The sequence below is a fragment of the Plantactinospora sp. CA-294935 genome (assembly GCF_050936445.1).
In the GTDB taxonomy this organism is placed as follows: Bacteria; Actinomycetota; Actinomycetes; order Mycobacteriales; family Micromonosporaceae; genus Plantactinospora.
On the sequence record NZ_JBNJMU010000001.1, the window covers coordinates 3,631,563 to 3,651,302 of the forward strand.

Consider the following 19,740-nt stretch of genomic DNA (forward strand, 5'->3'; position numbering starts at 1 on the left):
GCCGGCCGCCCTCCTGTTCCACAAGTTATAGAACAGTTCGTCATCCACTGCAAGCTCGCCGCGTTTCGGTGGCGCTCAGTCCTCGTCTCCCTGCCGTCGCGCTCGACTGGCGCTCGCTCTCGGTCCGAGTATCTGCTATACAACTTATAGAACAGATAGTTGTCCTGGCCAGAAGCGGCGCCCCGGCGGCAGCGACTGGCGGAGGGCGCGACGTTCGGTCGGACCTGACCGACCACGACGAGGAAACGCGGGTGGAGCAGATGGCGACGATGAGGATCTCCGGCGACGCGGTGGCCTTCGAGTTCACCGGCCTGGAACGACTCTGGCTCGGTCGACGGGCCCTGACCGTGCCACTGCGCGCGGTACGGCGGGTGGCGTACGTCGAGCGGCCGCTCCGGCTCGCCGCCGGCGCCCGCCGAGGGCTGGTGGTCACCGGCATTGCCAAGATCGGGGTCTGGGGCCTGTTCGGCGGCCCGCGCCAGTTGGTGTACGCCCGCCGTGGCATGCCCGGCCTGCACCTGCGGCTCGATCGGAGCACGGTGGACGGCGCCTTCGACGAGGTGGTCTTCGCCACCCCGGACGCGGGCCGGCTCGCCGCCGCCGTGCAGCGTCACATCACCGGCGCCGGGGACCGGGCATGAGCCGGGCGGGCGTCCCGGTCGAGGTGTCCCGGCTGACCAAGCGGTTCGGCAGGGTCATCGCGGTACGCGAGCTGAGCTTCACCATCCGGCCCGGGGCGATCACCGGCTTTCTCGGGCCGAACGGCGCGGGCAAGACGACGACGATGCGGATGATCCTCGGCCTGGTCAGGCCGACCTCCGGTACGGCGACGATCGGCGGCCGGCGTTACCGGGAGCTGGACCGGCCCTCCGGCACGGTCGGCGCGGTCTTCGACGCCTCGGCCTTCCACCCCGGACACACCGCCCGGGACCACCTGCGGACGTACGCCGCGATGGGCGGCTACCCGGACGGTCGGGTCGAGGAACTACTGCGGCTGCTCGGGCTGGCCGACGCGGCCCACCGCCGGACCCGGACCTTCTCGACCGGCATGCGGCAGCGGCTGAACCTCGCCACCGCGCTGCTCGGCGATCCGCCGGTGCTGCTGCTCGACGAGCCCGGCAACGGGCTCGACCCGGAGGGCATCGCCTGGCTGCGGGACTTCCTCCGCGAGCTGGCCGGGCAGGGCCGGACCGTGCTGATCTCCAGCCACGTACTGAGCGAGGTCCAGCAGATGGTGGACGACGTCGTGGTGATCCGTGGCGGACGGCAGGTGGTGGCCGGCCGGCTCGCCGACCTCGTCGGCGCGTCGGGAAGCCTCGAACAACTCTTCCTCCGGCTCACCTCGACCGCGCCGGACACCGCCGGCGCCGGTGACCGTGCCGATGCCGGGCAGGGGATCCGATGAACCGCCTGGTCCGGGCCGAGTTCCGTCGCCTGCTGGCCACCCGGCTCTGGCTGGTGGCGCTGCTGATCGCCGTGCTCTGCGGCGCCGGTCTGATCGGCCTGCTGACCCTGCTCGGGCCGGAGAACTTCGACCCACCGATGCCGGGGCTCGACACCGGGACCGGGGTACGGGCGGTCCTCGGCATGGTCGGCTACACCATGTTCGTTCCGGCGGTGCTGGGCACCCTGGCGGTCAGTGCGGAGTACCGGCACCGGACCGTCGACTTCACCTTTCTGTTCGCGCCCCGGCGCTGGCAGGTGCTGGTGGCGAAGCTGGTCGCGTACGGCGTCGCCGGACTGGCGTACGGGCTGGTGCTCACCGGCTCCGGCGCGGCGGTGTTCTTCACCGCTGCGGCGGCCCGGGGCGTCACCCCGGGGCTGTCCACCGGGTCGATCCTGGAATTGTTCGCCCGGCTGGCCGTCTCGATGGCGGTGTACACGCTGCTGGGAGTCGGGATCGGCGCGCTGGTCGGCAACCAGGTGGCGGCGGTGGCCGTGGTCGTCGGCTACTTCTACCTGCTCGAACCCCTGCTCGCGATCGTCCCCGGGGTGAGCCGGCTGTATCCGTACCTGCCGGCCGGGGCGACCGCCTCGCTCACCGGGTTCAGCTACGTCGTCGACGCGGCGGCCGAAGGGCTGGGTACCGCACCGGTCCAGCTCGCGTCACCGCTGGGCGGCGGGCTGCTGCTCGCCGGCTACGCGGCGGTGGCCGCGGTGCTCGCCGTCGCCGTACCCCTGCGGCGGGACGTCACCTGAGCCGTGCCAATGGCGGTCGAGGGCGCGCGGGCGTCGAGGGGCTCAGCCGTCGAAGCGGGCGACCAGGTCGCCGATCCGCGCCGACGGTGAGGCGTCGCAGAGCTGGTCCACCGCCGTCATCACCAGCGGACTGTCCACTCCGGAAATGCCCTTGGCCAGCCCGATCTGGCGGATCGCGGCGACCCGCTCCTCGGGCGGCGCCTGCTGGTATTCCCGGCAGGTCGAGTCGGCGGTCAGCCCACCGGCGTCGGTGAGCCCGTCGAGCACCGCACGGACGACCAGGCCGCCGACCACCAGCAACAGCACGACCGCGCCGAGCGCGATCCACGGACCGTAGCGGCGCGGCCGTCGACCACCGGCCGATCCGGGTACGGCGTCAGCCGCCGCCCCGACCGGCTCCCCGGTCTCCGGCCACGTCGCCGTGCCGGCGGCCGTCCGATTCGCCGGGACCGGCGCACCGGCCTCGGCCGGCAGGGCCTCGACGGCGGCGGCCAGCTCGGCGGCGTACCCGGGATCCTCGGTGGCGGCGGTGCTCAGCAGGCGCTTGACCAGTGAGTTGTTCCGGGGCGCCCGGACCAGGTCGGCCAGCGCCTCCGACTCGTCGAGGGTACGCAGCCGCTCCGCCACCAGGTCGTAGAGCCGGCGCCCCGGTCCTGCCGGGCCCGGCTCACCGGCCGAGGCGACCTCGGGCAGGTACGGGGCGAGGCGGTCGAGCACCGCAGCGGCGAGTGTGCCGGCCTCCGACGGGGTCATCCCGGCAGGTTAGCGTCTGACCGGGTGCGGCGCCGGTTCGGGCACGACCTCGGCTCGCGCACCGCTCCCGGGAGGAGGCCGAACCGTTCCCGCACCCCGCCTTCACAAGAACCGCACAGACTCCTCCTAGGCTCACCCAACGTGATCAAACTCGGCGGAGCGGGCGGCCTGACCCCACTCGCGGAGGCGGTGGTCGACCTCGACGCGATCGCGCACAACGCCCGTACCCTGTCCGGACGGACCGGCGCGGAGCTGCTCGCGGTGGTCAAGGCGGACGGGTTCGGGCACGGCGCCCTGCCGGTGGCCCGGACGGTGCTGGCGGCCGGCGCGCGGTGGCTGGGCGTGACCTCCCGGGCCGAGGCGCTGGCCCTGCGGGCCGGCCGCGTCGACGCACCGGTGCTGTGCTGGCTGCACGCCGAGGACGAGGACTTCGCCCCGGTCGTCGCGGCCCGGATCGACCTGTCGGTGCCCTCGGTGGCACACCTGCGCGGGATCGCCGCCGGGGCGGCCCGGGCCGGCGTACGGGCCGAGGTGCACCTCAAGGTCGACACCGGGCTCTCCCGCAACGGTGCGAGCGACGAGGAATGGCCCGAGCTGGTACGCCTGGCGCGCGGCTTCGAGAGCGTCGGGCGGATCCGGGTTCGCGGGCTCTGGTCCCATCTGGCCGGCGGGGAGTTGCCGGCCGACCCCCGGGACACCGCGCAGCTACGGCGGTTCGGTCGCGCCCTGGCACTGGCCCGGACCGCCGGGCTCGCACCCGAGCTGGTGCACCTGGCGAACTCGGCCGCCCTGGTCGGCCGGCCGGAGACGCACTTCGACCTGGTCCGGGCCGGCATCGCGGTCTACGGCGTGGAGCCGCTGCCGGGGCTGGCCGTCGGACTGCGGCCGGCGATGACCCTGCGGTCCCGGGTCATCCTCACCAGGCGGGTCGCGGCGGGCACCGGCATCTCCTACGGGCACGACTACGTCACGGCCGCCCCGACGACCCTGGCGCTGGTGCCGGTCGGCTACGCGGACGGGATCCCCCGGGCCGCCGCCGGAGCGGCCCAGGTGTGGATAGGGGGCCGCCGGTGCCGGGTCGCCGGTCGGGTGACCATGGACCAGATCGTCGTCGACGTCGGCGACCTGCCGGTACGTACCGGCGACGAGGTGCTGGTCTTCGGGCCCGGTGACCGGGGCGAGCCGACGGTCGTCGAGTGGGCCGGTTGGGCCGGTACCAACCCGCACGAGATCTTCACCGGCATCGGGTCCCGGGTCGGCCGGCGCTACCTGCCGGTGCGGGCCGAGCGGCACAGCGGACGGGAGCGGGTCAATGTCTGAGTCGACGATCAGGATCGCGGTGCTCTACGGCGGGCGCAGCGGGGAACACCGGGTCTCCCGCCAGTCGGCGGCGAGCGTACTGGAGAACCTGGATCCGGCGCGCTACCGGCCGGAACCGGTGTTGATCACCCGGACCGGGCAGTGGGTCTTCGGCACCGGAGCGCCGGTCAGCGTCTTCGAGGCGGTCGACCGGCTGCGTACGGTCGACGTGATCTTCCCAGCCCTGCACGGCCCGTACGGCGAGGACGGCACCCTCCAGTCGGTGCTGGAGCTGACCGGCGTGCCGTACGTCGGCAACGGCGTACTGGCCAGCGCCGCCGGGATGGACAAGGAGTTCACCAAGAAGCTGCTCGCCGCCGAGGGGATCCCGGTCGCCGACGCGGTGGTGTCCCGGCCGACCGACCCGGACGGCGTGCCGCCGGAGGCGGAGCTGCGCCGGCTCGGTCTGCCGGTCTTCGTCAAGCCCGCCCGGGCCGGCTCCAGCCTCGGCGTGACCCGGGTGACCGACTGGGCCGAGCTGCCGGCCGCCCTGGAGTGGGCCCGGTCCAGCGACCCGAAGGTACTGGTCGAGGCGGCGGTCCCCGGGCGCGAAATCGACCTGGCGGTACTCGAACGGCCCGACGGCCGGATCGAGGTCGGTCCGCCGCTGGAGATCCGGGTCCCGGGCGACCGGTCGTTCTTCGACTACGACGCCAAGTACGACGACCCGGGCACGGTCTTCGAGATTCCGGCCCGGCTGGACGCCGCGGTCACGGCCGCACTTTCCGACCTGGCGCTACGCGCGTTCCGGGCGCTCGGCTGCGCCGGGCTGGCCCGGATCGACTTCTTCCTCCGCGACGGGGTGGCACCGGTACTGAACGAGGTCAACACGTTCCCCGGCTTCACCCCGGTCTCGCAGTATCCCCGGATCTGGCAGGCCGCCGGGCTGGACTATCCGGAGCTGCTGGACGTGCTGGTCCAGAACGCGTTCGCGCGCCGGACCGACCGGTCCGGCGCGCGAACGACCCGGGTCTGCTAGCGGACGCGTCCGTAGCCGTACGGGCTCATCATGTCGACGCTGGCGAGCTTGACGGTCTCGCCCGCCTGCGGTGCGTGGATCACCTTGCCGCTGCCCACGAAGAGCGCCACATGGCCGAGTCCACTGTAGAAGACGAGGTCGCCGGGTTTCAGTTCACCACGGCTGATGTGTGCCACCTTGTCCCACTGCATCGCGGCGTTGTGCGGCAGTGACTTGCCGGCGGCCCGCCAGGCGGCCAGGGTCAGCCCGGAGCAGTCGTAGCCGTTCGGGCCCTCGGCCGCCCAGACGTACGGCGTGCCGATCGCGTCGTAGGCGTACCGGACGGCGACACCCGCCTTGCCGGAGACCGCCGGGACGCTGCCGGTGTACCTGCTGCCGGACGAGGTCGCCGACCCGTACGCCTCGCGGCGCATCTCGTAGAGCTTGGCCAGCTCGCCCTCGATCCGCTTCTTGCCGGCGGCCAGTTGTTTCGCCTGCGCGGTCTGCCGGGCCAGCGTGGCGTCGAGCCGGGCCTTCTCCTCGGCGTACTGGCGCTGGGTCGCGTCGAACCCGGCGATCTGCCGGTCCCGGTCCCGGGCCAACTGCTCCAGCGCACCGAGCCGGCCCACCAGGGCGCTGGCGTCGCCCCGGTTCAGCAGCGCGCTCGCCGTGCTCAAGCCACCGAGCTTGTACGCCCGGGTGGCGAGCTCGGCCACCTCGGCCCGGCTCTGCTCCGCCTGCTGTTGCAGCGGTCCTATCCGGGCGCTGAGCGTGGCCGCGGCGGCCTTGCTCTCCTTGATCTCCTCGTTGAGTTTGTTGTACGACTCGACGACCTTCTCCAGTTCGGCGGAGGCCTTGTTGATCCGCTGCGTGAGCTCGCTGGCCGAGGGTTCGGCCCGGGCCGCCGACATCGGGGCGAGAAGCGCCGCCGAGAGGCCGGCCGCGACGAGGGTACGCAGCAGGATCCGCACCGAAGACAACGTGTGCAGAACCCTTCTTCCTCGCGCCGCCGGGACGGAACGGGCGGCGCTCTTACGCCACCGCGAGTGCTGCCTGCGGCGGCACCGGACCGGCGCCACCCGGAGGATGACTGACGACCGGGCCAGCCGGTTCAACGTAGCCCGGGCCCGGGATTACCGACAGTGGCCGGCGGGTGAGATGCGGCAGTGGCGAGCGATAACCCGAATGTCGTGATCACGAATCGTGCCGACGCATGCTCCAGGAGTGATATTGGCTGGCGGCGGACGTGTTGCCCCGGCACTCCCTGATCCTTCGCCCGATAGGTCGGTCTTGGCGGATAGCGGTTCTGGCTGAGTATGGGCAAACCACCATGCAATCGGGCAGAGGGCGACGAGCGGGCCGGGTGCCGCCTGGAAATCAGCCAGGTGGCTGTCTGCGTCCCTTCCACTTGCTGGTGTGCCCTTCGCACAATGAATGCAGGGAGCCGACAGGCTCTCCGGGGGCCCGGCGCAGCAGTACCCGGCGTAGTCGCCAGCAGGGGGGCGAGGTCGCGTGCAATGAACCAGCCATAGTTCCCGGGCCTTCGCGTGCGCCCAGACCGCCCGCAAGACGATCGGCATCCGGCTGCCACCAGATGCCGATCTCTACGAACCATCCACACCAGCCCGCCTCAGGAGCCGTTGGAGGCAAGAATGGAGCCTACTCGCCCTCCCGTCCACCTGCCAGACGCGTCATTCGAAGTATCTGGACTGGCCCGCCCCCGTCCGGTCGACCTCTACCGGGCACCCGGCGTGCGGATCACCAACGAGGCCTTCATCGTCGCCGGCCGCAAGTTCTCGATCTCCGGACTCACCCACCTGCAAACCGCCCGCGGGCCGCACGACCGACTGACGCTGCGCGCGGTGATGGTCACCGCCGCGGTACTGGTCGGCATCGGCGTCGCGCTGGGCTACACCGGTGACCTCTACCGGCTCCCCGCAACCACGTACGCCGGGCTCGGGCTCGCGGCGTTCGTGCCGGTCGGTCTCGCCCTGATGGGCCACCGGTGGCGGCCGCCGGCGTACGAGCTGTGGGGGCGGTACAAGGGGGAGACGGTGCTGCTGTTCAGCTCCGACCACGAGCGGCAGTTCGGTCAGGTGACCCGGGCGCTGATCCGGGCCCGGGAAGCCGCTCGGCTGGGCGGGCTGGCGTTCCCGCCGGCCTCGGACACCCCGTACGAGCCGATGCCCTAGGGAGTGCGTCCAAGGCGGGCCCGCCGGACCATCGCCGGTCCGGCGGTGCCGCCCCGGCTGGCCGACGACCGGCCGATCCGGACCGGCGTGCGCGGCGGAGGAGCGCCCGTCAGTCGGTCAGGGCGGCGGCGATCTCCGAGATCCGGCGCAGCGAGTCGGCCGGGGTCAGGGCCGCCTCGCGGAGCCCGGTGAAGGTCCGCAGGTGCGCGGTCACCGCCTCGGGGTCGTCGAGTACGTCCTCCAGGCCGGTGCTCTCCAGATAGACGACGTCGGCGTCCTCCCCGGCGGCGAAGCGTACGATCACGAACTGCCCGAGCGGGGTGTAGACGGTGGAGGTGAACGGCAGCACCTGGACGGTGATCCGGCCGGAGTCGGCGAGGCCGACCAGGTGCAGGAGCTGTTCCCGGATGACGGCCGGACCGCCGGTCTGCCGGTGCAGTGCCGCTTCGTCGAATACCACGACAATGTTCGGCGGATCGGCGCGGCCGAGCATTTCCCGCTGGCGACGCAACCGCAACGTGACGGAGGCCTGTGCCTCCTCGGGATCGTCCAGTTTGGGAATTACCGTCTTCAGAACCGCCTGCGCGTACGCCTCTGTCTGGAGTAGTCCGGGCATGCCGACGGACTGGTAGAAATAGAGTTCCGAGGACTCCGCCTCCAGCCCGATGTACGAATAATAGGCGGGCCGCAGTGCGTCACGATATTGCGACCACCAGGCGCGTTGCCGGGACACCCGGGCCAGTTGCACCAGTTCGGCGACCTGTTCCGGATCGCGCACCTGATAGTGATTGAGCAACGCCTTGACGTCGTTGGTGGAAATCGAGACGTATCCCGCCTCTATCCGGATCAGCTTGGAGAGCGACCAGTCCATCGCGACGGCCACCTGCTCCTGGGTGAACCCGGCAGCCTCCCGGGCCCGTCGGATCGCCGAGCGGAGCTTGCGGCGACCCACGGTCGGGCCGTACGCCGTTGTCATCGGGAACGCTCCCTTCAAACGGCGCCCCGGCGGCCGAGCGAGGGTCGATTCGGCTCATTCTGATCCCGGCAACCTGCCACCTGGCTACCGGCTACCTGCCAGATCGCCAGACTTTTGTGCAGGCTACACGGGCACGCTGCGTTCCACCAGCGTCCCTGCTTGCCGCGACGACGCCATCACCGGTTGTGTCCATTGTCGACGGGTACATCATAATCGGAATATTGCGGGCTGTGCGGAATGCGGTGGCGAGGGTAGCCTCTCTCCCTGTCGCGGCACCTGCCGCTACGCTATTAGGTGCCGGGGAGGGCGCATGTCACAGACTGGTTCCGCCGAGCTCGACTGGCGGAAGAGCACCCGATGCGAATCGCAGCATTGTGTCGAGGTGGCTCAGGTCGGGGGCGGTGCCGCCGTCCGCGACTCGGTCGATCCGGAGCAGTCGCTGCTGTTCGGTGCGGGTGCCTGGCGGGCATTCGTGGACGGTCTCCGCAACGCGTGAAATCCGACCCCGACGGCGTGATTCATTCACGTCCCGGCCTATCGGGCACCGCTGAGCATGGTGCTTGACCTCGCATATCGCGAGACATTCAAATGAATGAGCTCATTGCTGGAACGGGGCGGCTCGCGGTCGGCGACCGCCCCGGCGCGGCGGTTCAGCCGGCCACCGGCTCCGGCTGGCGCACCTGGCGGGTGACCGCCCGCTCGGCGAAGAACGAGACGAACGGGATCGTCCCGGCGAGCATGACCAGCACCATCCGGCTCAGCGGCCAGCGCGCCCGGCGCCCCAGGTCGAAGGTGGCCAGCAGGTACACCATGTAGAGGAAGCCGTGCGCCGGGCCGACCGTCTCGACGACCACGGGGTCGTTCCAGAGGTACTTGAGCGGCATGCCCACCACGACGAGCGCGATCAACACGACGCCGACCACGTAAGCGACCACACGGTAGCGGGTCAGGGCTGCGCCCACGGTTCATCCTTCCTGCTGCCGGCCCAGGCCGGGATAGTCGGCGGGGCGAGCGCCCGGATTGGCGTTCAGCCATCCGAGGTAGTGGTTGTATTCGGTCAGAGCCGGGTCCTCCGGACCCTCGGCGGCCAGCCGTGGCCGGGCCGTGCGCACCGGTCGGCGTACCCCCGGAGTGCTCGGCCGGGCCGGCGGAGCGGCCGGCTCGGCGGCCGGTGGCCGGCCACCGCGCAGCGTGTAGCGCGCCTCACGCACCCAGAGGAAGACGACGAACCCGGCGAAGATCGGCCACTCGAAGGCGTACGCCCAGCTCAGGGTGTTGCCCGCCAGGGCCCGGCTGATCTGCCACCAGCCGAGGGCCAGGAAGCCGACGACCAGTGCGACGGTGAGCACGTGACGCAGGATCCACGCCGGTGTGCACAGCCGTTTCATGCCCACGAGCGTACCGGGCGGGTCGGTCCCGTCTCCGACGCGGCGTCGTAGTGTCGCGCGGCCGGTCGGGGTTTGGCGCTACCCGGTTTGGGCAACCGTCTAGTCGTCCACCCAAACGAGTTATCGGGGGCGACGATGTCCGAATCAGTACGCCACGACGAGTTCTCCCCGGCCGACGTCGGGTCGCCGATCGACGCCAGTCCCGAACAGCGGATCGGCCAGTGGGACGGTGACCCGGTCCGGCGCGGCGGCACGGCCAGCGACTTTGTGGCCGCCGAGGAGGAGGTCCTCGGCATCGACCCGGTCGAGCTGAGCGACGAGGACCTGTTGCGGGAGATGCACAGCCTGCACCGGACCAGGCTGGACACGCTCCGGCACGCCGCCGACACCGCGCTCGGCCATCACCTGCGGCGGACCGCCGAACTGGAGACCGAGTACCTGACCCGGCATCCGGGCCGGGAGGTCGACCCGAGCCGCCTGCGGGACGGCGCGTGGTGACGGCCCGTGCCGAGCGGGGCATCTCCGCCCCACCGGAGGTGGTGTTCAGCACCGCCACCGACCCGGACCGGGTCTCGGCCTGGCTGCCCGCTCCGCTGCGCCAGGACGGCGTGCCGGGAGCGGAACTGACCGCCGCCGACCTGCGGGCCCGGTGGCGCAGCACCGGGCGCCCCGACTGGTCGGCTCAGTTGCAGGTGTCACCGATCGACGCCGGTGGAGCCACGGTACGACTCGAACTGGAGGCCGATCCGCCGGAGCGGCGGCTGCACGAGATCGCGGACGAGTCACTGGCCAGCCTCGCCCGGGAGGTCGACGACAACCTCACCCCGGGGTGAGCGTGCCGGTGCCCCGGGATGGACGGCAGGCGGCAGCGGACGGCAGGCGGCAGCGGACGGCAGGCGGCAGCGGACGGCAGGCGGCAGCGGCAGGCGGAACGCGGAACGAGGCGGGATGAACGTACGGAACAGGGTGGCGCGACTTCGGCAGGCGTACGCGCCCGACGAGCACCGGCCGCTCGGCGGCTACCTCGCGGCGATGGGCACCTACGCCGGAGCGGCACTGGCGCTGGCCGCCGCGGCGAAGACGACCGGGCGGCGGGCTCCGGACCGCCCGACCACCTCCGACGTCGTACTGCTGTCGGTGGCCACCCACAAGCTCAGTCGGCTGCTCTCCAAGGACGCCGTGACCAGCCCGCTGCGCGCGCCGTTCACCCGGTACGACCGGCCGATCGGCAGCGGCGAGGTGATGGAGCAGGTACGCGACCAGGGCAGCTCGACCAAGCATGCCGTCGGCGAACTGCTCAGTTGCCCGTTCTGTCTGGCCGTCTGGGTCGCCACCGGGCTGACCGGCGGCCTGGTGCTCGCACCCCGGCTGACCCGGCTGGTGGCGACGGCTCTCACCGCCGTCGCCGCCTCGGACTTCCTCCAGATGGGCTACGCCGTCGCGCAGCGCGCCGCCTCCCGGCCGTAAGCTGCGCCTCCACCCAGGCGCCGCCTCCGGCCGTAAGCTGCGCCTCCGCCTCCGCCCAGGCGCCGCCTCCCGGCCGTAAGCTGGGTGCGCCTCCGCCCAGCTCAGCGCTGCATGCCGGACCAGCCCCGGGGCGACTCCGGTTCCCGTTCGGTGTCGCTGCCGGTGATGATCTCCTCGTCCACCGCCGTCTTGTCGTGTTCGGCGGTGAAGTCGGGGTCGTCCCGCGGCTCGGTGTCGCCGGGTGCCTGGCCCAGCGGGGCCAGGCGGGCCCGCTGCGGCCGGTCGTCCTCGGTCATGGGTTCTCCCTCCTCGCCGTCCGGGGTCAGCCGGCCGTACCGCCGAGCAGGTCGGCGACCTCGTCGACCGCGTACTCGCCCTGTGGGAGCGCGGTGATCCTGGTCAGCAGTTCGGCGGACACCTCGGCGGCGACCGCCCGTCGCTGGATCTCCGACTGGGTGAGCCGCTCCTGACCGGCGTACAGGTCGTCGAGGAGCGCGTCGAGTTCCGGACTGGCCGAGTCGTCCCGGGGTGGTTGGTCGGTCACGGAGATCAGCTACCCGGTGCCGAATCGGCCAAACCCGCCCGGATGACGGCCGGCCGTCCGGTTCGCCGTACCACCCCGGCCGCCGTGCGGCGGTGACTCGTACTCGGGACGAACGGGTGACGTCCGTCACGGTAAAGGACGGAACACCGGGCCCGGATCCGAGGTTGACTACGAGTGTCGGTGTGTCCAGTGTCCCCGGGCCTCACCTAATTGCCTTCGCGGAATACCGTCCGGCTGGAGCCGCGTCGTGCCACTCGCCGAGAGGCGACCTGCACACCGACACCCGCGCCGCCCATGGCCTCGCCATGGGCGGCGTATCCATTTCGGGTCCGACCCTCAGGACGCCGCGGCCGGGACCCGGGGAGACCGGCGCCGCCCCGGCCACCGGGCCTCGCCGGGATGGCAACCCCGAGCGGAACTGGGCCGAGCCCGCAGTTCGGCCGAGTCGCCCGGCGGGGGACGTCAGCCGCGTCGGCCGCCCGGGACGCCTCCGGAGATGCCGCCTCCGGTCGAGGTCTGACCGCCGCCGGGACCGCCCCGACCGGGACCGTTCGTCGAGGACTGGCCGTTGCTGACCCGGAGCATCACCACGCCGCCGGAAACGGTCCGGCCGTCCGGATCGGTGCCGGCGACCGTACCGTCCGGGCAGTTCGAGGCCACCCGGTTCGGGTCGACCTCCACCGTGAACCCGGCGTCGCGCAGCGCGGCGGTGGCGTCGTCGACCGAGCGGCAGGTGACCGACGGCACCGACTTCTGGTCTCCGTACACCAGCTTCTCGTCCGGCTTGGGGAAGTCCTTCTTCGGCTTCCCCTTCATCGCGTCGGCCAGCGTCTCGTAGACGGCCGGGTTCACGATGTCGTGGTCCATGTTGGTGGTGGTCTCCGGCCAGTCCGGGTTGGCCATGATGCCGGCGACCGCGAGCGTCGTGGTCATGGCCACCAGGGAGGCGGTCCGCTCGCTGTCCGTGGTACCGGTCTTGCCCGCCACCGGGTGGTCCACCACCCGGTGCGCGTCCGCCTCCGTCGCGCCACGGCACCTGCCGTACGCGGACTGGTCGCCGACCGGGCACCGCGCCGCGTCGATGGCCGCCCGGGCCACCTCGGGTTCCACCGCCTTGTCACAGCGCGGCGAGGCGATGTCGAGCGCCTTGCCGGCGCGGTCCTTGACCTCCTGCACCGGGATCGGCTCGCAGTGCCTGCCGTCGGCGGCCAGCGTGGCGTACGAGTTGGCCAGGTCCAGTGGGGTGGTCGCCGAGACACCGAGGGTGAACGATCCCCAGCCGTCGGCCTGGGCCGGGTCGTTGGCCATCGCCGCCTCGCCCGGCTGCCGGAACCGGATGCCGAGCCGCTGCGCCGCGTCGACGACCTTGGCCGCCCCGACCCGCTCCTCCAGCGGTACGAAGTAGGTGTTGACGGAGCGGCCGAACGCGCTCCACATGTCGTGCATGCCGGCCATGCTCTCGTTGTCGTTACCCGGGCACCACCGCTCGGTGCCGGCGCAGGCCGAGTCGGTGCCGCGCTCCGCCGAGTACTTCGACGGATAGCGCTGCGGGGCGTTGTAGCTGTGGCTGAGCGGGTAGCCCTGCTCCAGCGCGGCCACCATGGTGAACATCTTGAACGTCGATCCGGCCTGGTATCCGGCGACGTCACCGCCACCGGTCAGCAGCGGGTTGGTGGTACGCGGATAGGTGGCCCGCATCCCGGCGTCCGCCTGCTTCGGGTTGCTGGAGACCGGGTTCTTCGGCTTCGCCGGGTCGTCCAGCCCGAACGTCCGGTTGGTGGCCAGTGCGCGCACCCGGCCGGTGCCCGGCTCGACGGCCGCCACCATCAGGGCGTCCTTCCGCCCCGTGGGCAGGTACTGCTGCACGTTTTTGTAGGCGGCCTTCTGCACGGCCGGGTCGAGGGTGGTGACGATCCGGTAACCGCCGCCCTTGAGCCGCCGTTCCCGGTCGTACGAGGTGCTGCCGAACGCCTCCTGATCCATCCACCACCGGTAGAAAGAGTCGCAGAAGAAGCCCCAGTCGTTGTGTACCGAGCTGGTGCAGCCGTTGGCCGGCCGCTGCCCCTTGACCTTGAGCGGGGTGGCCAGCGCCGCCGCCTTCTCCTGCTCGGTGATCGCGCCGGTCTCCTTCATCTGCCCGATCACCCAGTCGCGGCGGTCCACCGTCCGGCCGTAGCCGGGCCCCGCGCTGTCCAGCGCGTCGTAGTAGCTCGGCGACTTGACCAGACCGGCGATCATCGCCGCCTCCGGCACGGTCAGGTTCTTCGGCTCCTTGCCGAAGTAGAACCGGCTCGCCGCCGCCACCCCGTACGTCCCGTGGCCGAACGGCGCCATGTTCAGGTAGCGCTCCAGGATCTGGTCCTTGGTCAGCTTGTTCTCCAGCGCCGCCGCCTGGCGCATCTCGCGCACCTTCCGGACGTTGGTGTCCTCGCTGGCCGCCACCACGTCGTTCGGGTCGGTCGCACCGTAGGTGATCGACATCCGGACGAGCTGCATGGTCAGCGTCGAGGCGCCCTGCCGGGAGTTGCCGGTGAAGTTCGAGATCAGGGCCCGCATGAAGCCCTTGACGTCGACCCCGTTGTGCCGGTAGAACGCGTGGTCCTCGGCGGCGATCATCGCGTTCCGCATCGCCGGGGAGATCTCGGCCAACGGGACGTCCTGGCGGTTCTCGTCGTAGAAGGTCGCCATCAGCGTCTTGTTGTCGGCGGCGAAGACCTGGGTCGCCTCCGGCACCTGCGGCACGGTCAGCTCGGTGGGCAGGTCCTGGAACGAGTCGGCGCCGGCCTTCGCCGCGAGCCCGGACATGGCCACCGCCGGGAACGCCGCCCCGGCGACCACCACCCCGGCGAGCAGGGCACAGATGAGCAGCGTGGCAGCCTTCGTCAGGCTACGTCGGCGGAGTTTCGGCATGATCGCGTGAACCTCTGGGTCTGGCGGGCAGGTCGCGGGCGGGCGGCCGGCGCGAGCACAACCGTACGCGCGCTTTTCGCCCTATTGATCCAGACGCCGCACCGAACCGCACGGTTGCGTCGCGGTAGATCTTCCAACTGACTGCTACGTCACACCGGGCATCTCGGCGGCGGCCCCGAGCGGCCGCCGCCGATCCGGACAGGTCAGCCCAACGTGGTACCCGCCGGTGCCGCCACCCGCCGGGCCCGGACCGCTGCCGCCAGATCCGCCAGCACCTCCTCGGTCTCCGGCCAGCCGAGGCAGGCGTCGGTGATCGACTGCCCGTACTCCAGCGGCCGGGTCGGGTCCAGGTCCTGCCGGCCGGGTACCAGGAACGACTCCAGCATCACCCCGACGATGCCGCGCTGGCCGTCGGCCATCTGCCGGGCCACGTCGGCGGCGACAACCGGCTGCCGGCGGTGGTCCTTGCCGCTGTTGTCGTGGCTCGCGTCGATCACCAGCCGCTCGGGCAGCCCGGCCGCCCGGAGCAGCGAGAGCGACGCCGCCACCGACTCGGCGTCGTAGTTGGGCTCGCCCCGGCCGCCGCGCAGCACCAGGTGGCAGTCCGCGTTGCCCCGGGTGTGCATGATCGCCGGAGCCCCGGAGACGTCGATGCCGGGGAAGACGTGCGGCACCCCGGCGGCCCGGATCGCGTCGACCGCCGTACCCACGCTGCCGTCCGGGCGGTTCTTCATCCCGATCGGCATGGAGAGGCCGGACGAGAGCTGCCGGTGCACCTGGCTCTCCACCGTACGGGCCCCGATGGCACCCCAGGCCACCGTGTCGGCGATGTACTGCGGGGTGATCGGGTCCAGGAACTCGCAGCCGACCGGCAGCCCCAGGCGGAGTACGTCCAGCAGCAGCGCGCGGGCGGCCCGCAGCCCGGCGTTCACGTCGCCCGAACCGTCCAGTCCCGGGTCGTTGATCAGGCCCTTCCAGCCGACGGTGGAGCGGGGTTTCTCGAAGTAGACCCGCATCACCACCAGCAGGTCGTCGGCGTGCTCGGCCGCCGCCACCCGCAGCCGTTGCGCGTAGTCCAGGGCCGCCGCCGGATCGTGTACCGAGCAGGGGCCGACGACGACCAGCAGCCGATCGTCCTCCCGGTCGAGCACCCGGGCGACCGATCGTCGGCCGTCCAGTACGGCGCTGGCCAACGGCTCGTCGAGGGGCAGTTCGTGGTGCAGCAGCGCCGGGGTGGTCAGCGGCACGATCCGGTCGATGCGCTGGTCGCTGACCCGACCCATCCCAGTGGTGGTCATCGTCGAGGCTCCCTCTCTGCCGACCGCCACCCCGGGGCCGGCGCCCGGGAGCCGAGCCGGCCGTTTCCACGAAAAAAGCAGGGACGATGTCCCTGCTTCAGCCGGCTCTTGCTGGATGGTGACGTCAGGTCATGGCTGAGTCACCGGCTCCGGAGCCGGCTGACTAAACCATCGATACGAACGCGCCACGGAGAGAACCATACCCGACGACGGTCCGTGCCGGACCGGGTGTCCAACTCCTGGTACGCGCGGAATCACGCCTTGGTACGGCGAAGCGGACGCGCCACCGTAAACCGGTCAGTCCTTGTCCTCAGGTTGGGCCGGACGGGGTGGGGTGGCGGGGTCAGGCGGTCGCGGACTGCTTGGCGAAGCGGACGAACGCCTGCCACCGGCCGGGAGCGAACGCCAGCGTGCCGCCCTCGCGGTCCTTCGTGTCGCGGACGAGGACTACGCCGGACAGGTTGTCGGCGACCTCCACACACGCGCCGCCCGACCCGTTGCTCCGGCTGGACTTGCGCCACTCGGCGCCGGTCTGGTCACTCATCGCGCATCTCCTTGCCGATCATCGCTATCAGGTCGGCCGACCGGGCCGGATCGAGTGCCGCCTCTTCGATCGCCCTCCATGCCTTAGCGTACGCCGCAACTTCCGCCGGCTTGTCGAGGTAAAGCGCGCCGGTCAGGGACTCGCTGTAGACCGTGGTGGGTTCGGGAGTCCTGATGCCGAGCGGGGGGAACTCCAGGATGATGAACTGCCCGCCGGTCAGGGCGAAGCTCGGCGCGGCGGATCGCGGGACGACTCGAATGCTCGCCACTCCGGCCGCCGCCTGGTTGTGCAGGTGGGCGAGTTGGCGTGGCATCTCCGGGGCCTTCCGGCGTAGCACCCCCTCGTCCACGATGACCTCCAGGCGCGGTGGCTCGGGCTTCTTCCGGGTGAGGATTTTCTGGCGCTCCATCCGGACCTCGACCAGGCGCCCGACTTCGCGGGGCGGAAGGTCCGGATGCGACCGCAGCAGGAACTCGGCGTACTCCCTCGTCTGTAGCAGGCCGGGTAGTGCGGCGGGTTCCCAGTGCCGGAGGCGGGAGGCTGCGGCTTCCAGGCCGACGTACAGCTCGAACCAGGCCGGCAGGGTGTCGCCGTAGGCGTGCCACCATCCCTTCGCCTTGGTCTGGGCGGCCAGCTTCTTCAGCGCCTCGGTCATCTCGCCGGAGATGCCGTAGAGCCGGCACATCGCCTCGACGTCACGTGCCTTGACGGCGGCCTGGCCGCCCTCGATCCGGTACATCGTGGAGCGCGACCATTCGAGGTCGGCGCCGGCGGCCTCCAGAGACAGCCCGGCCTGTTCGCGAGCCTGCCTCAGGAACCGGCCCAGTTGCCTGCGCGGTATGGACGATCCCACGTCCGTCATCGCCGGACCTCCTGTCTCAGATTGAAGCAATCAGTCGATCGATTCTGGGACTGTTTCCGGTGGATTGTGAAGAAGGAACGACTAGCGAGCGATGCGTCAGCTTAGACCGTTGCATGTCCCTTGTGGGGGCACCGAGAGTGGCAGCAGCAGGACCGCTCGGTGACCGCCAAGCGCCCGGGTGGAACTCGCACCGGGAGCCGGTCTCAGCTCCCCCCACTGAGATCGGCTCCCGCCAACTACCCGAGGAGGTACGTGATGAGGAGACTCCACCGGTTGCCGACCGACGTCCTGGTCGGCCCACGGGCACGACATCGGCGGGACTGGCGTCGCCTCTGGCGCTACTGCCGGTGCGGCTTCCGCTGGCGGTGCCCGGACTCGGTCGAACCGGTCCCGATGCCGTACGCGCCGAAGGTGCCGCCGCTCACTCCGGCCACGTACCGGACGGCCGCCCGCGCCTCGGCACCCGTGGTCGTCGCGGCGGACGGCCCGCCGCCGGTCGCCCGGCCCCGGGTCCGGAACACCCGCGATCTACTGTGGAACTCGCGATCCGGACGACATGGGATCGGCCGGGTTGGTGCGCCGACACCCGGACAGGCCGCGCGGGCACGCCGAGCCGAGGAAGCCCGATCGGCGCTGCCATGATCGGCCGCGAGGAGCGTTGGCGGCGGCACGTCCCGGCGCATCCGTCGTACCGGTGCCGGGCCTGCGGCCTCGACTGGCCCTGCCAGGACGCGCGGCTGGCGCTGCTGACCGGCTTCCGGGGTAATCGGGTCGGCCTGATGGTGTATCTCGGTACCCACCTCGCCCGCGCCCTGCGAGAACTGCCCGACGCACACCCCGCGCTGCTCGCCGACCGGTTCCTCCACTGGGTACCGCGCCGCCGCTGACCGACCCTGGCGTACGCCCCGGCCCTGCCGTGGCAGTCGCGGTGCCTCGACCTGGACATCAGAGGCGCTACAACTCTCCGGTAGCGCCTCTGATGTCCAGGTCAGCGTTCACCCGCCGGCTCGTAGTTCGGCGACGCTGGCGCCGAGGCCCGATCGTCCGAGTCGGTCGAGTACGTCGTCGACACCGCCAGGTGGATTCCGCCATGAGCCGACGGTCTGTTGGACGGCGGCGTACACCACGCGTCGGTCCAGGCTCATCCGGTCCCGGACGAACTCGTCCGGAGACTTGGGGTCGAGGTCCCGGGCGGGGAACTCCTCGCCCGCCCCAGCGGTCTCGCGACCACCGGCCGGCGACACCGCCCTAGCGCAGGTAGGTGATGAGTTCCGCCCGCCACTGCGCGAATCGTTCGCGCATCCCACGGATGTGAGCGGAGTCGGCGCCGTAGGCGGCGAAACGCCGGTCCGGATAGCGTTCCAACATGGCGAACAGGTCCGCCAGGACCCGTCGGTCGAACCCCGCGTCGGACTGTTCGGCCAACTCGCACAGTCGCATCCGGCTGTAGCGACCGGTGGTGACGGCCGCGTCGATGTCCAGAAAGTCCCGAGGTTCGGCCCGTGTGTACAGCGCGGACATCTTGCCCGCGACGACATCGTCGGCGTGCAGGACCGGACCCACGTCCGTCATCACCGGCGGCAACGCACGCCAGTTGGCCGCCAGTTCGACCTTGTACGGCTGCTCCGGGTGAGCGGGATGCGTTACTGCGAGCCGGGCGAACGTGTCGAACCGCTGCGTCACCTCGACCGAATACCCGCCGTCGCGGTAACCGTCGATGACGGCGTCCACAGCGGCAGCGAATTCATCCCGTCGCTCCCACGCCGTGAACAGGTCGATGTCTTCGGTGGGGCGGTCCAGGATGCCGTGGGCCTGTACGGCGAAGCCGCCGGCCAACGCAAATCCGTAACGGGCAGCGCACCGCAGCCCGATCTCCGCCAGTCGGAGTTGTGCCGGGTCCACCCCTACCCGGCCATCGACTGGGGCGGCGTGGTCAGTTCGGGAAAGCGTGCCTGCCACAGCGCCCGCAGTCGAGCGGGGAGCCAGAGGCTCGGCCACAGCCGCCGCAACGTCGGACCGTCCAACCACCGGCACAGGTCCGTGACGGAATTGGCCTGGTTCAGCACCGTCTGGTACATCAGTTGGAGGTCACCGGGATCGTCCAGGTCGTACGTGCGGTCGCCAGACCAGTCGAGCGACCGGTCGAGGGTCACCACCGAGCCGACGGGACCGCGCAGGTCGGTGAGGTTCGTGGCGACGACGAAATGCCGCTGGTCCACGTACCGCGACCCCGGCGGCGCACCGTCACCTCGGACCATTCCTCCACCTCCTGACCTCGATCGTACGTCTG

26 protein-coding genes are annotated in these 19,740 nt (G+C 71.3%); 11 read left to right on the forward strand and 15 right to left on the reverse strand.

Annotated elements, in window-relative coordinates; genetic code table 11:
* Positions 1-260: 260 nt before the first annotated feature.
* The 3 genes from ACQEVC_RS16250 to ACQEVC_RS16260 are packed head-to-tail and all read left to right on the forward strand — an operon-like array spanning position 261 to position 2,199.
* The gene (locus ACQEVC_RS16250) at positions 261-641 is read left to right on the forward strand and encodes a hypothetical protein (RefSeq protein WP_432878012.1); all 381 of its coding nucleotides are present in this window, start codon (positions 261-263) and stop codon (positions 639-641) included.
* Positions 638-1,405 carry an ABC transporter ATP-binding protein gene (locus tag ACQEVC_RS16255; RefSeq protein ID WP_432878015.1) on the forward strand — a complete coding sequence of 256 codons (768 nt, stop codon included), beginning with the start codon at positions 638-640 and terminating at the stop codon, positions 1,403-1,405. The genes ACQEVC_RS16250 and ACQEVC_RS16255 overlap by 4 nt, the downstream gene beginning before the upstream one ends.
* Positions 1,402-2,199, forward strand: coding sequence for an ABC transporter permease (locus ACQEVC_RS16260; RefSeq protein ID WP_432878018.1), 798 nt, complete (start codon positions 1,402-1,404; stop codon positions 2,197-2,199). The genes ACQEVC_RS16255 and ACQEVC_RS16260 overlap by 4 nt, the downstream gene beginning before the upstream one ends.
* Before the next feature lie 42 nt (positions 2,200-2,241).
* Here the strand turns inward: ACQEVC_RS16260 and ACQEVC_RS16265 are convergent, their stop codons facing one another.
* Positions 2,242-2,952 (reverse strand): hypothetical protein, encoded by a 711-nt coding sequence (locus ACQEVC_RS16265; protein WP_432878020.1) that lies wholly within the window; start codon positions 2,950-2,952, stop codon positions 2,242-2,244.
* Positions 2,953-3,093: 141 nt separating this feature from the next.
* Here ACQEVC_RS16265 and alr point away from each other — a divergent pair, with 141 nt between their 5' ends.
* Together alr and ACQEVC_RS16275 are read left to right on the forward strand one after the other, a co-directional pair.
* Entirely contained in the window at positions 3,094-4,272 is a 1,179-nt protein-coding gene (gene alr / locus ACQEVC_RS16270; protein ID WP_432878023.1) for an alanine racemase, read from the forward strand.
* On the forward strand, positions 4,265-5,290 hold the full coding sequence (locus tag ACQEVC_RS16275; RefSeq protein WP_432878026.1) for a D-alanine--D-alanine ligase family protein: 1,026 nt from the start codon (positions 4,265-4,267) through the stop codon (positions 5,288-5,290). Before alr ends, ACQEVC_RS16275 begins: the two co-directional genes overlap by 8 nt.
* On the opposite strand, the gene ACQEVC_RS16280 is transcribed toward ACQEVC_RS16275, so the two are convergent.
* Positions 5,287-6,249, reverse strand: coding sequence for an NlpC/P60 family protein (locus ACQEVC_RS16280; protein WP_432878029.1), 963 nt, complete (start codon positions 6,247-6,249; stop codon positions 5,287-5,289). The two genes, ACQEVC_RS16275 and ACQEVC_RS16280, sit on opposite strands and share 4 nt — an antisense overlap.
* Before the next feature lie 771 nt (positions 6,250-7,020).
* Here ACQEVC_RS16280 and ACQEVC_RS16285 point away from each other — a divergent pair.
* Positions 7,021-7,461 (forward strand): DUF6232 family protein, encoded by a 441-nt coding sequence (locus tag ACQEVC_RS16285; protein WP_432878031.1) that lies wholly within the window; start codon positions 7,021-7,023, stop codon positions 7,459-7,461.
* Between the two features lie 109 nt (positions 7,462-7,570).
* Here ACQEVC_RS16285 and ACQEVC_RS16290 read toward each other — a convergent pair whose 3' ends face one another.
* The gene (locus ACQEVC_RS16290) at positions 7,571-8,437 is read right to left on the reverse strand and encodes a helix-turn-helix domain-containing protein (protein WP_432878034.1); all 867 of its coding nucleotides are present in this window, start codon (positions 8,435-8,437) and stop codon (positions 7,571-7,573) included.
* A gap of 310 nt (positions 8,438-8,747) precedes the next feature.
* On the opposite strand from ACQEVC_RS16290, the gene ACQEVC_RS16295 reads away from it, so the two are divergent.
* Positions 8,748-8,933 (forward strand): DUF397 domain-containing protein, encoded by a 186-nt coding sequence (locus ACQEVC_RS16295; RefSeq protein WP_346260485.1) that lies wholly within the window; start codon positions 8,748-8,750, stop codon positions 8,931-8,933.
* A 154-nt stretch (positions 8,934-9,087) separates the two neighbouring features.
* On the opposite strand, the gene ACQEVC_RS16300 is transcribed toward ACQEVC_RS16295, so the two are convergent.
* Complete coding sequence (locus ACQEVC_RS16300) at positions 9,088-9,399, reverse strand: DUF3817 domain-containing protein (protein ID WP_318394898.1); 312 nt, start codon at positions 9,397-9,399, stop codon at positions 9,088-9,090.
* Positions 9,400-9,402: 3 nt separating this feature from the next.
* A complete protein-coding gene (locus ACQEVC_RS16305; RefSeq protein WP_432878037.1) occupies positions 9,403-9,825 on the reverse strand; it encodes a hypothetical protein in 423 nt (140 codons plus the stop codon).
* Between the two features lie 135 nt (positions 9,826-9,960).
* Here ACQEVC_RS16305 and ACQEVC_RS16310 point away from each other — a divergent pair, with 135 nt between their 5' ends.
* From ACQEVC_RS16310 to ACQEVC_RS16320, 3 genes are all read left to right on the forward strand, one after another.
* On the forward strand, positions 9,961-10,323 hold the full coding sequence (locus ACQEVC_RS16310; RefSeq protein ID WP_432878040.1) for a DUF6158 family protein: 363 nt from the start codon (positions 9,961-9,963) through the stop codon (positions 10,321-10,323).
* Positions 10,320-10,658 (forward strand): hypothetical protein, encoded by a 339-nt coding sequence (locus tag ACQEVC_RS16315; protein ID WP_432891446.1) that lies wholly within the window; start codon positions 10,320-10,322, stop codon positions 10,656-10,658. Before ACQEVC_RS16310 ends, ACQEVC_RS16315 begins: the two co-directional genes overlap by 4 nt.
* A 115-nt stretch (positions 10,659-10,773) precedes the next feature.
* Positions 10,774-11,292, forward strand: a complete 519-nt coding sequence (locus tag ACQEVC_RS16320) for a DUF1360 domain-containing protein (RefSeq protein WP_432878042.1) — start codon at positions 10,774-10,776, stop codon at positions 11,290-11,292.
* 101 nt (positions 11,293-11,393) lie between these two features.
* Here ACQEVC_RS16320 and ACQEVC_RS16325 read toward each other — a convergent pair whose 3' ends face one another.
* The 7 genes from ACQEVC_RS16325 to ACQEVC_RS16355 all read right to left on the reverse strand — a co-directional run bounded on the left by ACQEVC_RS16325 (position 11,394) and on the right by ACQEVC_RS16355 (position 17,971).
* On the reverse strand, positions 11,394-11,588 hold the full coding sequence (locus tag ACQEVC_RS16325; protein WP_432878045.1) for a hypothetical protein: 195 nt from the start codon (positions 11,586-11,588) through the stop codon (positions 11,394-11,396).
* A gap of 26 nt (positions 11,589-11,614) precedes the next feature.
* Positions 11,615-11,845, reverse strand: a complete 231-nt coding sequence (locus ACQEVC_RS16330) for a hypothetical protein (RefSeq protein ID WP_412102705.1) — start codon at positions 11,843-11,845, stop codon at positions 11,615-11,617.
* A 453-nt stretch (positions 11,846-12,298) separates the two neighbouring features.
* A complete protein-coding gene (locus ACQEVC_RS16335; protein WP_432878047.1) occupies positions 12,299-14,746 on the reverse strand; it encodes a penicillin-binding protein in 2,448 nt (815 codons plus the stop codon).
* A gap of 203 nt (positions 14,747-14,949) precedes the next feature.
* On the reverse strand, positions 14,950-16,044 hold the full coding sequence (locus ACQEVC_RS16340; protein ID WP_432878050.1) for a 3-deoxy-7-phosphoheptulonate synthase: 1,095 nt from the start codon (positions 16,042-16,044) through the stop codon (positions 14,950-14,952).
* Between the two features lie 343 nt (positions 16,045-16,387).
* Positions 16,388-16,588 carry a DUF397 domain-containing protein gene (locus ACQEVC_RS16345; protein ID WP_432878053.1) on the reverse strand — a complete coding sequence of 67 codons (201 nt, stop codon included), beginning with the start codon at positions 16,586-16,588 and terminating at the stop codon, positions 16,388-16,390.
* Positions 16,581-17,450 carry a helix-turn-helix domain-containing protein gene (locus tag ACQEVC_RS16350; RefSeq protein WP_432878056.1) on the reverse strand — a complete coding sequence of 290 codons (870 nt, stop codon included), beginning with the start codon at positions 17,448-17,450 and terminating at the stop codon, positions 16,581-16,583. The genes ACQEVC_RS16345 and ACQEVC_RS16350 overlap by 8 nt, the downstream gene beginning before the upstream one ends.
* Positions 17,451-17,788: 338 nt before the next feature.
* Positions 17,789-17,971: a hypothetical protein gene (locus tag ACQEVC_RS16355; protein ID WP_432878058.1), complete on the reverse strand. Its 183-nt coding sequence runs from the start codon at positions 17,969-17,971 to the stop codon at positions 17,789-17,791.
* Between the two features lie 117 nt (positions 17,972-18,088).
* On the opposite strand from ACQEVC_RS16355, the gene ACQEVC_RS16360 reads away from it, so the two are divergent.
* Complete coding sequence (locus ACQEVC_RS16360) at positions 18,089-18,337, forward strand: flavin reductase (RefSeq protein ID WP_432878061.1); 249 nt, start codon at positions 18,089-18,091, stop codon at positions 18,335-18,337.
* A gap of 108 nt (positions 18,338-18,445) precedes the next feature.
* Here ACQEVC_RS16360 and ACQEVC_RS16365 read toward each other — a convergent pair whose 3' ends face one another.
* The 3 genes from ACQEVC_RS16365 to ACQEVC_RS16375 are packed head-to-tail and all read right to left on the reverse strand — an operon-like array spanning position 18,446 to position 19,708.
* Positions 18,446-18,694, reverse strand: a complete 249-nt coding sequence (locus tag ACQEVC_RS16365) for a hypothetical protein (protein WP_432878064.1) — start codon at positions 18,692-18,694, stop codon at positions 18,446-18,448.
* A gap of 4 nt (positions 18,695-18,698) precedes the next feature.
* On the reverse strand, positions 18,699-19,352 hold the full coding sequence (locus ACQEVC_RS16370; RefSeq protein WP_432891449.1) for a nucleotidyl transferase AbiEii/AbiGii toxin family protein: 654 nt from the start codon (positions 19,350-19,352) through the stop codon (positions 18,699-18,701).
* 2 nt (positions 19,353-19,354) lie between these two features.
* Entirely contained in the window at positions 19,355-19,708 is a 354-nt protein-coding gene (locus ACQEVC_RS16375) for a hypothetical protein (RefSeq protein WP_432878067.1), read from the reverse strand.
* Positions 19,709-19,740 lie beyond the last annotated feature (32 nt).